Below are 15,704 nucleotides of genomic sequence, written 5' to 3'. Positions count from 1 at the left end.
AACGTCTCAGCGATGTTGAGGCCGCCAGCACCGGCAGTTTCAGCAGCCCCAGGACCCGCGGTGATTTGGGTTTGTAGGCCGGGTAAGGCGTACGCCGCCACCCGGCGAAATCAAGGATACCGTGCCTGATATCTTGCCCGGCGGCGCTGCGCTTGCATGGGCCTAAGCGCCAGCCGGACGGTTCCCTCTCCCTTCGGGAGAGGGCCAGGGTGAGGGGAAGCACTGCAGTGTGGTTGTTTATGTTATCGGTGGCTTCAGCGTAGTTTGCGCTCCCGGTTAATTGTCTGCGTTATGTCACTCATGGCGCAGGGAGCGCACAGGGGGCGGCCAGTCGCCGCCGCCCCCTGTACCCCCGGGCTCCGGCCAGCAACATCGCCGCTGCGCGGTGCCTTCGACTTATCCCTGCAGGCTTCGGGTCGGGCCGAGGCAGCGTCCCTGCAAAACACGGCCCTCAGCCCGCATCCATGCGGGCTGCCCCGGCCTTCCGGGAACGTCTCAGCGATGTTGAGGCCGCCAGCACCGGCAGTTTCAGCAACAATGGTGAATAAATTAACGACAGGTCGCACGAATCCCAGGTCGGGTAAGCGGAGCGCCACCCGACAAAACAACGGCGCATCGGGCTAAGGCGCCGGGCAGCGGGGACAGGGTGCGCTCTGTTGCCCTCACCCCGGCCCTCTCCCACAGGGAGAGGGGGAAAACCGAGCCTCACTCCGGCTCTTCATACACAGGGAGAGGGGGGAAACCGGCAGTTTCAGTCGCCGCAAGTGGGTAAATTAACGACAGGTCGCACGGACCCCAGGTCGGGTAAGCGAAGCGCCACCCGACAAAACAGCGGCGCATCCGCTGACCTCACCTCATCCGGTGTTCTCCGTTGACCAGCGCTTCGCGATCGAAAAAGCGCTGGATCACACCCTCCGCCATAAACGCCGCCCGATCGGACATATGGGCGATGACGTCGGCATCGTGGCTCACCAGCAGATAGGTCATGCCGTGCTCCTGTTTCAGGCGGTTAAGCAGATTGAGAATTTCCGCCTGCACTGACATATCCAGCGCCGAGGTCGGCTCATCCAGCAGCAGGATCTGCGGGCGCAGCAGCAGGGCGCGGGCAATGGCTACGCGCTGCCGTTGCCCGCCGGAGAGCTGGTGTGGATAGCGGCGGACGGCGTCGGCGGCCAGACCCACCTGCTCAAGGGCGGTGGTCACTCGGGGGGCAACGTCGCGGATGCCGTGGATCTGCAGCGGCTCCGCCAGGGTGCGCCACAGAGTATGGTTGGGATGCAGCGAGGCGTACGGATCCTGAAACACCATCTGCACGTTGCGCCGCAGCGCGCCCTGAAAGCGGGCGCCCGGCGCGATGCCCTGGCCCAGCAGTTCTACGCTGCCGCGCCATTCGCGCTGTAATCCGGCGAGCACGCGCAAAATCGTCGATTTACCGCAGCCGGAGGCGCCGATCAGACTGAAGGTTTCCCCGGCGTCGACACAGAAACTGGCGGCAGAGACCGCCGTCTTCGCGCCGAATGTTACCTGCAAATCCTGAAGATTAACGATCGCCATGGGCCGTCTCCGTAAAGTCCTGGGTTCTGTCGAGGGTCGGCAGCATCTGGCCGTAGGTGTGCGCATTTGGCCGGCAGGTCCACAGGGTGCGGGTATAAGGGTGCGTCGCGCTCGGTAGCGCCCGCGCCGGCATCTCATCGACCTGTCTCCCCCGGTACATCACCAGCACGCGATCGCAATGCGCGGCCACCAGCGGCAGATCGTGGCTGATCAGTAGCATGGCCATCTGCCGCTGCGCGCACTGCTCCACCAGCAGCTCGAGGATCTGGTTGCGCAGGCGGGCGTCGAGGGCCGAAGTTGGCTCGTCGGCTATCAGCACCTTCGGGTTATTAAGCAGCGCGAGGGCGATCATCACCCGCTGCCCCATCCCGCCGGAGAGCTCGCCGGGATAGCGGCTGAGGACCGGCAGATCCAGACCGACGGCGGCGATGGCGTCTTTAACCGCCTCGGCGCGCCCACGGCGGCTGAGACGCTGATGCAGGGTTAACGCCTCTTCCAGTTGCGTCTGAATGGACTGCACAGGATTTAGCGCATAGCGCGGATCCTGCAGCACCATAGCGATATCGTTGCCGCGCAGCGCGCGCCAGCCGCGGGCGCTGAGGGTTAGCACATCGCGCCCCAGCACCTCCAGCCGTTCGGCGCTCACCACCCCGGGCTTGCGCACCAGGCCCATCAGCGCCCGGGCGGTCATCGATTTGCCGGAGCCGGATTCGCCCACCAGCGCCAGCCGCTCGTTGCCGAGGGTGAAGCTGACGTTGTCCACCACCCGGGCGGTGGGGTAGTCGACGGCGAGTCCCTGGACGGTCAGTCGGATGTCAGTCATGTTGCGGCTCCAGAATATCGCGCAGGCCATCGCCCAGCAGGTTAAACGCCAGGCTGGCGAGCAGGATCGCCGCGCCGGGGATGGCAGCGATCCACCACTGGTCGAAAATCACCTGCATCCCGTCGGCAATCATCGCTCCCCACTCCGCCATCGGCGGGCGGGCGCCCAGGCCGAGAAAGCCGAGCCCGGCGGCGGCGAGGATAATGCCCGCCAGATCGAGCGCCAGCCGGACAATCGCCGACGGCAGACACAGCGGCAGAATATGGCCGATCAGCAGCCGCCAGCCGCGAATGCCCAGCATCTCCGCCGCGGCGAGGTAATCGCTATGGCGCAGGCGCTGAATTTCGCTGCGCGCCTGACGGGCGTAGGCCGGCCAGGTGGTCAGGGCTAACGCCAGCGCGCCGTTGACCAGCCCCGGGCCGAGCATCGCCACGAACGCGAAGGCGAGGATCAGCCGCGGCATCGACATCACCACGTCGGTAAACCGCATCAGTATCCGCTCCAGCCACCCGCCATAGTAACCGGAGAGGATACCTACCAGCAGCCCGACGGGCAGGGTAATGGCGGTCACCAGCGCCACCAGACCCAGCGCCGGGCGGGTGCCGTAGAGCAGGCGCGACAGCAGGTCGCGGCCGTAGCTGTCGGTGCCGAGCCAGTGTCCCGCCCCCGGCCCCTGCAGGCGGGCGGCGGCATCCTGCCAGTTGGGATCGTGCGGCGCCAGCCACGGGGCGAACAGCGCCGTCAGTACCAGCAGGATCACCAGGGTCAGGCCACTGAAGGCGGCGGGTGAGCGGCGCAGACGGCGTAAAAACAGATAAGTCGGCATCAGCGCACCCTCGGATCGGTTAACCGCACCAGCAGGTCGGTCAGGTTATTGATCAGCACAAAACTCACGCCAATCAGCAGCGTGCCGCCCATGATCGCCGTGGTATCCCCGGCGAACAGCGCGGTGGTGAGGTAGCGGCCGATCCCCGGCCACGAGAAGACGGTTTCGGTGAGCACCGCCCCTTCGAGCATGGAGGTCCAGGCGAGAGCGGTCACCGTCAGCAGAGTGCCGCGGATATTGGGCAGGACGTGGCGCAGCAAAATCGTCATCTCTCCGGCCCCTTTGGCCCGCGCCAGCAGAATGTACTCTTTGTTCATCTCGCTCAGGCAGGCGGAGCGGGTCAGGCGGGTGATGCTCGCCAGCGAGTAATAGGCCAGCACCAGCACCGGCAGCGCCAGATGGCCGATGGCATTTTTAAACGCCGCGGTATCGCCGGAGAGCCAGGTGTCGATCAGCGCAAAACCGCTGCGCGGCTCGACGGTATACTGATAAATATCGTCGAGTCGACCCGGGCCCGGCGCCCACTGCAGCCGGGCGTAGAACAGGGCCAGCATCAGCAGGCCGAGCCAGAATATCGGCACCGAGTTGCCCAACAGGGTAAAGGTGCGCACCGCAAGATCCCACGGCGAACCGGCGTAACGCGCGCACAGCACCCCGGCGACGATGCCCAGTACCGCGCCGACGATCAGCGCCAGGGTCGCCAGCTCAAGGGTCGCCGGGAAGACCGCCAGCAGATCGTGGAGCACCGGCTGGCCGGTGGCGCTGGCGATGCCAAGATCGCCATGAGCCAGGTTGACCAGGTAGTGCCAGAACTGCACCGGCAGCGGCTGGTCGAGACCCAGCTGATGGCGAACCTGGTCATAGGTCGACTGGCTGGCATGGTCGCCGACGATCTGCAGTACGCGGTCGACGGGCGACAGCGCGGAGAGCGAGAAGGTGACCAGCAACAGCCCGAACAGCGTGAGCAGCAGCGTCAACAGCCCCTGCAGCAGGCGGGTAAGGTGAGTGGAAAACGATGGCATGGAAAATGGAAATTCCTGGTATATCAACATGATTCCCGGCGGCGCGACGCCCGCCGGGCCCGGGTGGCGAAACGGTCATCCGGGCAGGCGAGGACGCTGTGCCCGGTGACATAACCCGCTTACTTGGTGACGTTATCGTACCAGACCATATCGGCGTTTAGCCCCTGCTGATAGCCCTTCACGTTGTCGCGCACCACGATCTGGGTTTTCCCCTGGTCAATAAAGACGTATGGCGAATGCTGCAGCAGGGATTCCTGCATCGTTTTGTACAGGTCGAGGCGCTTCGCCGGGTCCGGCTCCGCCACCGCGGCGAGGGTGGCTTTATTCAGCTCAGGGATCTGCCAGCCGTTGAGCCCGGCCACGGTGCTGGATTTACCATCGTTCCAGGCAAAAGCGCTGGCGTTGGAATGCGCATCAAAGTAGTCCGGGATCCACAGGCGGATCGCCGCCTGATGCTGTTTCGCGCGTACCCGGGCATAGACCTGGCTGCCGGCGGCCGGCAGCAGATCCACTTTCACCCCGCCCTGGGCAAAGCTGGCCTGCAGCGACTGGGCGATGGTGATAAACGGCGGTTTGTTCTCCACGTCTAGGGTGAAGTGGGCATCCTTAATGCCCGCTTTATCGAGGATAGCCTTAGCTTTTTGCGGGTCGAAGGTGAACGGATTGGTCTCCAGCGCCCCCGGCAGGCCGGCCGGCAGGAAGCTTTGGTGAATAAAGTACTGGCCTTTCAGCAGGTTTTTGGTGATGCCCTCATAATCGACCAGCCAGCGCGCCGCCTCCCAGAAGGCCGGATTATTCAGCAGCGGGTTGGCGCTGTTGGCGGTATTAAACACCAGATAGTTCTGCTCGGCGGACGGGATGCTCAGCACCTTCACGCCGGGTTTATCCTGCAGGGCGGCAATCTGGTCAGCGCCGAGATCGCGGGCCACGTCGGCATCCCCCTGCTGGATCAGCAGGCGGCGGGAAGCCGGGTCGGGGACGTTTTTAATAATGATGCTCTTGATCTTCGGCGCGCCGGTGGGGGAGCTGGCGTTGGCTTCCAGCACGATGGCCTGATGCGGCTGGTAGACGCGCATTTTATAGGCCCCGCTGCCCGCCGAGTGCATCTTCAGCCAGTCGTTGCCGAAGTCATTATTTTTCGCGTTCGGCGCCACCTGTTTTTCATCAACGATGGAGGCGATAGGGGTGGAGAGAATATTCAGCGCCACCGCCGGGCTGACGTCGGCGGTCCAGTGCAGCGTCAGGGTATGGTCATCAATCTTTTTCAGCTGGCTGGCGATGTTGTCCGGCTGCCAGCCGAGCACGTTGAGAATAAACGCCGGCGATTTATTCAGCGTCACCGCACGGGTGTAAGAGAAAATCACATCTTCCGGGCGCAGCGGATTACCGGAGGCGAATTTAGCATCCGGCTTCAGTTTGATGGTCAGGGTTTTCGCCGCCGGATCGGCCTGCCAGCTTTCGGCGAGGATCGGTACGATTTTTTCAGGGTTGTTGCGGTCCGGCTGCACCAGACGCTGATAGAGGCTGGGGACCGTCTGAATGCTGGAGAGTTCGTTCGCTTCCGCCGGGTCGAGGCTGACGATATCGTCGAGACCCTGGGCGACCACCAGCGTGTTGGGCGGTGTAGCGGCATGCGCGGCGGCGGTGAGCGCCGTCAATACCAGTAAAGGCAACAGTTTTTTGGTCATGTGCAATCCCTGAAAAATGGTTGTTTTAATTTTTTATGCCTCGCTACGTTAGGCCGCTTGCCAAAAGGCGTAAAGTCAAAATAAGGATATCCTTATGCTAAAAATGCATATTCAAGAACGACAGGTTATTGCCGGCCGCGCAGAAGCGTCTTTCTCCGCTTCTGGCTTCTTGCTATAACAAATTGTCTATTGCAAGGAGGTGGGTGTGCCGGAAATCAATGAGTTTGGCCAGCAGGTGAACGACCTTGTTCCTGGCTGGCAGGGGGCGCAAGTCCTGCGGCGGACGGCGTTAAATGGCCGTTTTTGTCGACTGGAGCCGCTGGACGTTGACCGTCATGCGGCGGATCTGTTTGCCGCCTATGCGCTCGGCGACAACAGCGACTGGACGTGGCTGGCGTCTACGCGGCCGGAGAGCGTGGCGGCGACCGCCCACTGGATCGCGGGCAAGGTGAATGATGATGCTCTGGTGCCGTATGCGGTGGTTGACCTGCGTAGTGAGCAGGCGGTGGGCATCGTCAGCTATATGGCGATCGAGCGGGAAATGGGCACGGTTGAGATCGGCCATGTCACCTGGTCGCGACGGATGAAAAACACCCCGCTGGGTACCGAAGCGGTCTGGTTGTTGCTGAAGAACGGCTTTGACCACGGCTATCGTCGGCTGGAGTGGAAATGCGATTCGATGAATGTCGCCTCGCGCCGGGCCGCCGAGCGGCTGGGCTTTAGCTGGGAAGGACGTCTGCGGCAGAGGCTGGTGCGCAAAGGGCGGACGCGCGACAGCGATATGCTGTCCATCATAGACGGCGAGTGGCCTGCGCGCGATGCGGCGCTGCGGGCGTGGCTGGCGGCGGAGAACTTTACTGCCGACGGGCAGCAGATCAAACGCCTTGAGTCATTTCGTTAGGCCTGTATGGTGAATGGGCAGAGTGCATCATGCCAACTGCCCATACAAAGGCTATTTCTCGATCATCTGAATAATTTGATCCCGGTTAATAGCATGTTCATTTCCCGCGATGTCCTCATAGGTGATTAACCCATTATCGTTATCGACCTCCGGTTTACCGTGGGTGATAATCATCTCACCATTTTTTTTCTCTAATACATAATTGCTGGAACACCCCGCAACGGTGAACGTTAATAATGCCAAACCGAATACTGCAACGAACTTTTTCATTGTGCTACCTGTTGTAAGAAAGCCACGGTGGGCCGCAGAATATGACAGACTAACCAGTTATCGAAAGTGGGTCATAATTAACACCGAATAAAGTATTAACATGGCGACTAACGTAATAACCACAATACGACGTTCAAGGGGCGTGGCCTTTTTCTTAGATTCATCATCTGGTTTTGTTAACATGATATTCTCTCTGTTAGCCCTGTCAGTGCTCCCGATTCCGACACCGGCAGAGGTGAGTTCTCGGCAATATTGTCGGGATGAACGACTTGCTAGTTGTTATTTAATACCCAGAGTTAAAGTAACGATTCCAGTGATAACCATTAAAAGACCCGTTCAGGCATTTTGGCTAACACAACATTAAAAATCTCATTTTATGGCTGAAGCTGGCTATGCCTGCCGCAGACTCTGTTGCGCAGGCAGCACGCTTATTATTTTTTTCGCCTGTAACGGATAAAAATACCTGATATTATCAATGCTCCGGGGCTGGAAACGGCAAACCCCGGATGACGTTATTGCATGATCCTCACCAAAATATTAAACAGACGTATTTAATATGATGAGAACAGGCGTTCGCCGCTAAGTTAATATGATGCTATAGGTTCGTCGATTTACAGAATAAAGGTACCTTCAATAACCAGACAGGCTTCGCCTGATAGTTCAACACGTCCGTTATCTTTTATGTGGCAGAAGAGTTCTCCCTTACGGTTGCCACCTTGCTGGGCATGAAGGGTTTTTTTCGCCAGTTTTTCACTCCACAGCGGCGCCAGAAAAGTATGTGCCGAACCGGTGACCGGATCTTCGTTGACTCCCACCTGCGGACCGAACCAGCGAGAACGAAAATCGAAGGTCCGGGATGCGGCCGTGACCACCACGCCACGAGTGTTGAAGGCATTCAAGGCGTTAAAGTCGGGTTTAAGCGCGTCCAGCAGCGCTTCATCATCAATGACGACAATAATATCGGAGGCTTGCCAGGTTTCACCTGCGTCTTCAGCCAGCCCCAGGGCCTTGAACAACCCTTGCGGCGCGGCGATGGGGGACGGAACAACCAGCGGAAAATCCAGGGTATATTTTCCGTCATGCAGCGTGACGTCCAGCGCGCCGCTGCGAGTGAAAAAACGCACCCGCTCGCGCGCTTGTTGATTGAGCAGCACGCTGGCCGCAGCCAGCGTGGCATGACCGCAGAGATCCACCTCGACGGCCGGGGTAAACCAGCGTAACCCGAAACCGTCAGGCTGCCTGACAACAAAGGCCGTTTCCGACAGGTTGTTTTCCGTCGCAATGTGCTGCAGCACGCTATCTTCAGGCCACGTCTCCAGCAAACAAACCGCGGCGGGATTGCCGGTAAAGGGGCCTTTCGAAAAAGCATCGACCTGATAAAAGCGAATGCGCTGCTGTGAATTATTTTTCATTCATCACCTCAAGGTCATTATAAACCGTATATCGTGTTACCCCCAGGGCCTGAGCCGCCTGCTGCACGCCCCCGCGCATCTTGAAAATACCTTTCGTATGCATTTCAGCGACAATTTTTAAACGCTGCGCTTTTTGTATTTTTTTACCCGGCACTGAATATTTATCAATGATTTCCTGAATTGACTGATCGATCAGCCCACCCAAATTAAGATCGACCGCCTCAGCGGCCTCTGACGGCGATGGCAGCAGCGCGTCAAGGCTTTTGCGTATTTGCTCATAAGGCGAGGGGTCGACATTAATACAGAAGGCGATAAGCGGATATCCCTCTTCGCTGTAATAAATTGTCGATGCGCTATTGAGCGTTTTCCCCGAAGCGGTGACGGTTTTATAATCGCTTATGGTTCTCGGCTTGTTGTTATTCGTCTTCTGCAGCAGCAGCGCAAAACCGGTATCTTTTTCCGGACCGGCTAACAAATGATCGCCATTACCCCTACCGCTAACATGTCCGTTAATGATTTTGATAATGGAATGTTCAGGGGTAGTGAGATTATGCAACACCACCTCCTGATTCGCTGATAATGTCCCCGCCATAGCGTCCATGGCTGCTTCAAGCGGCCCGGCAATCTGTGCAACCTGCTGTGTGTACTCTGATGTCATGGATGATCCTTTGCTTGCATCGTGATCAGGAAGCGATCCCGGAGCGCCATTTTACCATGGGAGATACGCTGACAGGATTAAATTATACGCATAATGTTTAATTATCAACAAAAAGTTGAATTTATAGTTTAGACAGCGTACCTTTTGCTGCAGAAAGCGTCAGCGCTCATGTCGGGTGCGTCTTTATGTTATGGAAATATAATGAGAATTTACGGCGTGATGGCCATTGCCGTTCTGCTGGTGGCCTGCGGAGTCATTCACCCCTTCGGCGACAAAACCGTCTATCAGTCCTATTCAGTATCCGATCGGCCGGGGCTGCAGTGGCGCTATGACTGCATACGCAGCGCCCTGAAGCCGCAAGGCTATGAGGTTGAGCGCATCTTCCCTGAGCAGAATGCGCCAAACTTCTTTGATATTTCGCAGTACGGCACACGAGTCGCCCAGATCGATATGTACCAGGTGGCTGGGGCGAGGACGATAAGTATCACCCTGATATCCGGTGCAAAACAGGTGAATGCTGCTGTTGATAGCGTTATTCAGCCGTGCCTTGAGCGCTAAGGGATGCTGGAAAGGTGAGGAGTGTCCTTTCCGCACGGGAAAGGACAAGTGCGGCATAGACGATTAGCGGCGAACCGGCGCGTCGCCAGCGACATAATACGCCGCGGTGCTGCGCGGCAGCGGCTGGCGGCCGCGAATGGCGTCAGCCATCTTCTCGCCGATCATAATGGTGGTGGCGTTGAGGTTGCCGGTGATGATCTGCGGCATAATCGAGGCATCGACCACCCGCACGCCTTCCAGACCGTGGACGCGGCCCTCGCCATCGACCACCGCCATCTCGTCGTAACCCATCTTACAGGTCCCGCACGGGTGGAACGCGGTCTCGGCGTGGTTGCGCACAAACTCATCCAGCTCGGCATCGCTCTGGCATTCTGTTCCCGGACTGATTTCGCGGCCGCGATACTTATCCAGCGCCGGCTGGTTCATGATTTCGCGGGTAATGCGGATGGCGTCGCGGAACTCCTGCCAGTCCTGCTCATGGGACATATAGTTAAACAGGATCGCCGGATGGGCGTGCGGGTCGCGCGACTTCAGGCGCACGTGGCCGCGGCTGGGCGAACGCATTGAACCGACGTGGCACTGGAAGCCGTGCTCTTTCACCGCGTTGGAGCCATTGTAGTTAATCGCCACCGGCAGGAAGTGGTACTGAATGTTCGGCCAGGCGAACTCTGCGCGGCTGCGGATAAAACCGCCCGCTTCGAACTGGTTGCTGGCGCCGATGCCGGTGCCGCCGAACAGCCACTCGGCGCCGATCTTCGGCTGGTTCCACCACTGTAGCGCCGGGTAGAGCGACACCGGCTCTTTGCATTCATATTGCAGATACATCTCCAGATGGTCCTGCAGGTTCTCACCCACGCCGGGGAGATCGTGCACCACCGGGATATCGAACTGCCTGAGCAGCTCCGGGTTACCCACGCCGGAGCGCTGCAGGATCTGCGGCGAGGCAATCGCCCCGGCGCACAGCAGCACCTCTTTGTTGGCCGTCGCTTTTGACGGGATCGTGCTTTCTCCCTCCAGCCACTCGACGCCCACCGCGCGCTTGCCGGCAAAAATAATGTGATCGGTCAGCGCATGGGTGCGGATGGTCAGGTTCGGGCGACCGCGCGCCTGGTCGAGATAGCCGCGGGCGGTGCTGGCGCGACGGCCCTGCGGCGTCACGGTGCGGTCCATCGGGCCAAAGCCTTCCTGCTGGTAGCCGTTGAGATCGTCGGTACGCGGATAACCCGCCTGCACCCCGGCGGTGACCATCGCCTCGAAGAGGGGATTATTACCCGGCTTCGGCGTCGTCACGCTCACCGGGCCATCGCCGCCGTGATAGTCGTTAGGCCCGATATCGCGGGTTTCCGCTTTCCGGTAGTAGGGCAGGCAGTTGAGATAGCTCCAGTGCTCCAGACCCGGCTCTTTGGCCCAGTTGTCCAGATCCATCGCGTTGCCGCGGATGTAGCACATGCCGTTGATCAGCGACGAGCCGCCCAGTCCTTTGCCGCGTCCGCACTCCATGCGGCGATGGTTCATGTACGGCTCAGGTTCGGTTTCGTAGGCCCAGTTGTAGCGTTTGCCCTGCAGCGGGTAAGCCAGCGCGGCGGGCATCTGGGTGCGGAAGTCGAACCGGTAGTCCGGGCCGCCGGCTTCCAGCAGCAGGACGGTGGTGTTTGGATCTTCAGTCAGTCGTGTTGCCAGAACGTTGCCGGCGGAGCCGGCGCCAATAATGATGTAGTCAAATTGCAAAAAAACCTCCCGGTTAAAATATGGACTGGAATTTACCCATCTCAACCTGGATGGACTTCACCTGGGTGTAACTCTGCAGCGTCATGACGCCATTCTCGCGGCCAATGCCGGAGTGCTTATAGCCGCCAACCGGCATCTCCGCCGGGGATTCACCCCAGCTGTTGATCCAGCAGATGCCGGCTTCCAGCTGGTGGATAAGACGGTGTGCACGGTTGAGGTTGGGCGTCACCACGCCGGCGGCGAGGCCGTATTCGGTGGCGTTGGCGCGGCGAATGACCTCTGCTTCGTCGGTATAGCTGAGGATCGACATCACCGGGCCGAAGATCTCTTCGCGCACGATGGTCATCTCGTCGTTACAGTCGGTAAACACCGTCGGGGCGACCCACGCGCCGTTATCGAAACCGTCGCCTTTCAGCGCCTCGCCGCCGCACAGCAGGCGCGCGCCTTCGCGTTTGCCGCTCTCGATATAGCGCAGAACGTTGTCGCGATGGGGGAAGCTGACCAGCGGGCCGAAGTTGGTGTCATCGGCAAACAGATCGCCGGGGCGGATGCGGCCCACGCGTTCGAGGATCTTGTGCTCGAATTCCGCCTTCTGTTTCGCCGGGACAAACACCCGGGTGCCGTTGGTGCACACCTGACCGGAGCTGTAGAAGTTGGCCATCATGGCGATATCGGCGGCGAGGTCGAGGTCGGCATCGTCTGCGATAATCAGCGGCGATTTACCGCCCAGCTCCATGGTGACCTCTTTCAGCGACGAGGCCGCGGAGTTGGCCATCACTTTTTTGCCGCTGGCGACGCCGCCGGTGAAGGAGATTTTGGCGATACCCGGATGTTCAGTCAGATACTGGCCGGTCTCCGCGCCGATCCCTGGCAGGACGTTAAACACCCCGTCCGGCAGGCCCGCTTCGCTGTAAATTTCCGCCAGCTTGAGGGCGGTGAGCGGGGTGACCTCGCTCGGTTTGAAAATCATCGCATTGCCAGCGGCCAGCGCTGGCGCCGATTTCCACAGGGCGATCTGGATCGGGTAGTTCCACGCGCCGATCCCGGCTACCACCCCCAGCGGTTCGCGACGGGTATAGACGAAGGAACTGTCGCGCAGCGGGATCTGGCTGCCTTCCAGCGCCGGGATCAAGCCAGCGTAATACTCCAGCACGTCGGCGCCGGTGACGATATCGACGGCGGCGGTTTCGCTGAGGGGTTTACCGGTATCCAGCGTCTCCAGCCGCGCCAGCTCATCGTTGCGCTGGCGCAGAAGGTCGACGGCGCGACGCAGGATGCGCGAGCGTTCCATGGCGGTCATCGCCGCCCAGATTTTTTGCCCACGCTGCGCGCTTTCAACGGCGCGGTCGACATCCTCGCGTCCGGCAGCCTGAACGGTCGCCAGCACCTCGCCAGTGGCAGGGTTGATGGTCTCGAAGGTGCGACCGCTGGTGGCCGATGTATAACCACCATTAATATAAAGCTGCTGTTCTGCCATTCGGGACATAACGCCTCCTCGGTTATGGGTTCGGTAAATGCTGACGAATAAAGTGGCTGGTCAGCGACTGCGCCAGCGTCTTATCCAGCGGTTTGCCGCTGAGCGCCGCCCGCAGCCACAGGCCGTCTATCAGCGCCGCCAGCCCGTAGCCGGCCTCCTGCGCCTGCTCGCGCGGCAGCTCGCGGCGGAATTCGTACACCAGGTTCGACAGCAGCCGACGGCTGCTGACCTGCTGTAACCGATAAAGCATCGGCTGGTGCATGCTGCTGGCCCAGAAGGCCAGCCAGGCCTTCATCGCCGCGCTGCTGATCTGCGTCTCATCAAAGTTGCCGCCGACAATCGCCTGCAGGCGCTGGCTGGCGCTGCCGTCCGGCAGGGCGTGCAGACGGTTGAGCACCGCGTCGCGCAGCTGGCTGGTGATGTCGCGCATGGTCGCCTCCAGCAGACCATTTTTATCTTTGAAATAGTGACTGATGATCCCCGTCGATACGCCCGCCCGTCGGGCGATCTGCGCGATGGTCGCATCATGCATTCCGACTTCATTTATAGCGTCCAGCGTGGCGTCGATCAGTTGCCTGCGCCGGATTGGCTGCATCCCCAGTTTGGGCATTTTTGCCACTCCATTCATCAGCGTTGGTTAACTATTAAAGCGGTTTTTGATTGGACGTTCAATATAAAATGTGTCTTAATTGTTACGTTATTGAATTTTAATAGTTACAAAAACAGTGGGGATACTGGATGACAGATCTTTCGCAAAACAGAGAAAAGGACAAAATCAATCCGGTGGTTTTTTATACCTCGGCCGGACTGATTTTGTTGTTTTCCCTGATGACGATCTTTTTTCGCGATTTTTCTGCCGAGTGGATTGGGCGCACCCTCGACTGGGTGTCGAAAACCTTCGGCTGGTACTATCTGCTGGCGGCGACGCTGTATATCGTCTTCGTCGTCTGCATTGCCTGCTCGCGCTTCGGCTCGGTGAAGCTCGGCCCGGAGCAGTCAAAGCCCGAGTTCAGCCTGCTGAGCTGGGCGGCGATGCTGTTTGCCGCCGGGATCGGTATCGACCTGATGTTCTTCTCGGTCGCCGAGCCGGTGACGCAATATATGCAGCCGCCGGAAGGGGCGGGGCAGACCATCGAGGCGGCGCGCCAGGCGATGGTCTGGACGCTGTTTCACTATGGCTTAACCGGTTGGTCAATGTATGCCCTGATGGGCATGGCGCTGGGATACTTTAGCTATCGTTATAATTTGCCGCTCACCATCCGCTCGGCGCTGTACCCGATTTTTGGCAAGCGGATCAATGGGCCCATCGGCCACAGCGTCGATATTGCGGCGGTGATCGGCACCATCTTCGGCATCGCCACCACCCTCGGTATCGGCGTCGTGCAGCTCAACTACGGTCTGAGCGTGCTGTTCGATATTCCGGACTCGCTGGCGGCGAAAGCGGCGCTGATTGCGCTGTCGGTGATCATCGCCACCATCTCCGTCACCTCCGGGGTGGACAAGGGCATCCGCGTGCTCTCCGAGCTGAACGTCGCCCTCGCGCTGGGGCTGATCCTGTTCGTGCTGTTCATGGGCGATACCTCCTTCCTGCTCAATGCGTTAGTGCTGAACGTCGGCGACTACGTCAATCGCTTTATGGGGATGACGCTGAACAGCTTCGCCTTCGACCGCCCTGTGGAGTGGATGAATAACTGGACGCTCTTTTTCTGGGCGTGGTGGGTGGCCTGGTCGCCGTTTGTGGGCCTGTTCCTGGCGCGCATTTCGCGCGGACGCACCATCCGCCAGTTTGTGATGGGCACCCTGATTATTCCGTTCACCTTTACCCTGCTGTGGCTATCGGTGTTCGGCAACAGCGCGCTGTATGAGATTATTCACGGCGACGCGGCCTTTGCCGAGGAGGCGATGCTCCACCCGGAACGCGGATTCTACAGCCTGCTGGCGCAGTACCCGGCGTTTACCTTTAGCGCGTCGGTGGCGACCATTACCGGTCTGCTATTCTACGTCACCTCCGCCGACTCCGGCGCGCTGGTGCTGGGGAACTTCACCTCGAAGCTGAAGGACATCAACAGCGACGCCCCGAACTGGCTGCGCATCTTCTGGTCGGTGGCCATCGGTCTGTTGACCCTCGGGATGCTGATGACCAACGGCATCTCGGCGCTGCAGAACACCACGGTGATCATGGGTCTGCCGTTCAGCTTTGTGATTTTCTTCGTGATGGCCGGACTGTATAAATCCCTGAAAGTGGAAGATTACCGCCGGGTCAGCGCCAGTCGCGACACCGCCCCGCGTCCGATGGGCCTCCAGGATCGTCTGAGCTGGAAGAAGCGCCTGTCGCGGCTGATGAATTACCCGGGCACGCGCTATACCAAACAGATGATGGAGACGGTGTGCTACCCGGCGATGGAAGAGGTAGCCCAGGAGCTGCGGCTGCGCGGCGCCGCAGTGGAACTGAAGAGCCTGCCGCCGGAAGAGGGCGAGAACCTGGGCCACCTCGATCTGCTGGTGCACATGGGCGACGAGCAGAACTTTATCTACAAGATCTGGCCGCAGCAGTACTCGGTGCCGGGCTTTACCTATCGGGCGCGCAGCGGGAAATCCACCTATTACCGGCTGGAGACCTTCCTGCTGGAGGGCAGTCAGGGTAACGACCTGATGGACTACAGCAAAGAGCAGGTGATCACCGATATTCTCGACCAGTACGAACGGCACCTGAACTTTATCCATCTGCATCGGGAAGCGCCGGGGAACAGCGTGATGTTCCCGGATGGCTAATCAGGGAAGCCCCCG

Annotated in this window: 14 protein-coding genes; 3 read left to right on the top strand and 11 right to left on the bottom strand. The window is 59.8% G+C overall.

Going from position 1 to position 15,704, the window contains the following annotated elements; translation table 11 throughout:
• Positions 1 to 849: 849 nt before the first annotated feature.
• The 5 genes from R0140_RS20270 to R0140_RS20250 form a co-directional block, all read right to left on the bottom strand.
• Entirely contained in the window at positions 850 to 1,554 is a 705-nt protein-coding gene (locus tag R0140_RS20270) for an ABC transporter ATP-binding protein (RefSeq protein ID WP_008805556.1), read from the bottom strand.
• The gene (locus R0140_RS20265; RefSeq protein WP_023297191.1) at positions 1,541 to 2,377 is read right to left on the bottom strand and encodes an ABC transporter ATP-binding protein; all 837 of its coding nucleotides are present in this window, start codon (positions 2,375 to 2,377) and stop codon (positions 1,541 to 1,543) included. The genes R0140_RS20270 and R0140_RS20265 overlap by 14 nt, the downstream gene beginning before the upstream one ends.
• Positions 2,370 to 3,203, bottom strand: a complete 834-nt coding sequence (locus R0140_RS20260; protein ID WP_008805558.1) for an ABC transporter permease — start codon at positions 3,201 to 3,203, stop codon at positions 2,370 to 2,372. The genes R0140_RS20265 and R0140_RS20260 overlap by 8 nt, the downstream gene beginning before the upstream one ends.
• Positions 3,203 to 4,225, bottom strand: a complete 1,023-nt coding sequence (locus tag R0140_RS20255) for an ABC transporter permease (protein WP_008805559.1) — start codon at positions 4,223 to 4,225, stop codon at positions 3,203 to 3,205. Before R0140_RS20255 ends, R0140_RS20260 begins: the two co-directional genes overlap by 1 nt.
• Positions 4,226 to 4,344: 119 nt before the next feature.
• Entirely contained in the window at positions 4,345 to 5,913 is a 1,569-nt protein-coding gene (locus R0140_RS20250; RefSeq protein ID WP_008805560.1) for an ABC transporter substrate-binding protein, read from the bottom strand.
• Positions 5,914 to 6,118: 205 nt separating this feature from the next.
• Between R0140_RS20250 and R0140_RS20245 the strand changes: the two genes are divergently transcribed.
• The gene (locus R0140_RS20245; protein WP_012968739.1) at positions 6,119 to 6,814 is read left to right on the top strand and encodes a GNAT family N-acetyltransferase; all 696 of its coding nucleotides are present in this window, start codon (positions 6,119 to 6,121) and stop codon (positions 6,812 to 6,814) included.
• A 51-nt stretch (positions 6,815 to 6,865) separates the two neighbouring features.
• Here the strand turns inward: R0140_RS20245 and R0140_RS20240 are convergent, their stop codons facing one another.
• The 3 genes from R0140_RS20240 to R0140_RS20230 form a co-directional block, all read right to left on the bottom strand.
• The gene (locus R0140_RS20240; RefSeq protein ID WP_012542507.1) at positions 6,866 to 7,084 is read right to left on the bottom strand and encodes a YgdI/YgdR family lipoprotein; all 219 of its coding nucleotides are present in this window, start codon (positions 7,082 to 7,084) and stop codon (positions 6,866 to 6,868) included.
• Between the two features lie 611 nt (positions 7,085 to 7,695).
• A complete protein-coding gene (locus R0140_RS20235; protein ID WP_012542505.1) occupies positions 7,696 to 8,496 on the bottom strand; it encodes a PhzF family phenazine biosynthesis protein in 801 nt (266 codons plus the stop codon).
• Positions 8,486 to 9,154 (bottom strand): helix-turn-helix transcriptional regulator, encoded by a 669-nt coding sequence (locus tag R0140_RS20230; protein WP_012542504.1) that lies wholly within the window; start codon positions 9,152 to 9,154, stop codon positions 8,486 to 8,488. The genes R0140_RS20235 and R0140_RS20230 overlap by 11 nt, the downstream gene beginning before the upstream one ends.
• 201 nt (positions 9,155 to 9,355) lie before the next feature.
• Between R0140_RS20230 and R0140_RS20225 the strand changes: the two genes are divergently transcribed.
• On the top strand, positions 9,356 to 9,712 hold the full coding sequence (locus R0140_RS20225) for a hypothetical protein (protein ID WP_049153671.1): 357 nt from the start codon (positions 9,356 to 9,358) through the stop codon (positions 9,710 to 9,712).
• Between the two features lie 63 nt (positions 9,713 to 9,775).
• On the opposite strand, the gene betA is transcribed toward R0140_RS20225, so the two are convergent.
• From betA to betI, 3 genes are read right to left on the bottom strand one after another with little or no spacing between them, the layout of a single operon-like run.
• Complete coding sequence (betA, locus tag R0140_RS20220; RefSeq protein ID WP_023322202.1) at positions 9,776 to 11,440, bottom strand: choline dehydrogenase; 1,665 nt, start codon at positions 11,438 to 11,440, stop codon at positions 9,776 to 9,778.
• Between the two features lie 13 nt (positions 11,441 to 11,453).
• Positions 11,454 to 12,926, bottom strand: coding sequence for a betaine-aldehyde dehydrogenase (gene betB / locus R0140_RS20215; RefSeq protein WP_032729569.1), 1,473 nt, complete (start codon positions 12,924 to 12,926; stop codon positions 11,454 to 11,456).
• A 13-nt stretch (positions 12,927 to 12,939) separates the two neighbouring features.
• The gene (gene betI / locus R0140_RS20210; RefSeq protein WP_004151671.1) at positions 12,940 to 13,527 is read right to left on the bottom strand and encodes a transcriptional regulator BetI; all 588 of its coding nucleotides are present in this window, start codon (positions 13,525 to 13,527) and stop codon (positions 12,940 to 12,942) included.
• Positions 13,528 to 13,655: 128 nt separating this feature from the next.
• Between betI and betT the strand changes: the two genes are divergently transcribed.
• On the top strand, positions 13,656 to 15,689 hold the full coding sequence (gene betT / locus R0140_RS20205) for a choline BCCT transporter BetT (protein ID WP_032753851.1): 2,034 nt from the start codon (positions 13,656 to 13,658) through the stop codon (positions 15,687 to 15,689).
• Positions 15,690 to 15,704 lie beyond the last annotated feature (15 nt).

Source organism: Klebsiella sp. w6, from assembly GCF_033100215.1.
GTDB lineage: Bacteria > Pseudomonadota > Gammaproteobacteria > Enterobacterales > Enterobacteriaceae > Klebsiella > Klebsiella variicola.
This window is presented reverse-complemented; position numbering and strand designations above follow the sequence as displayed.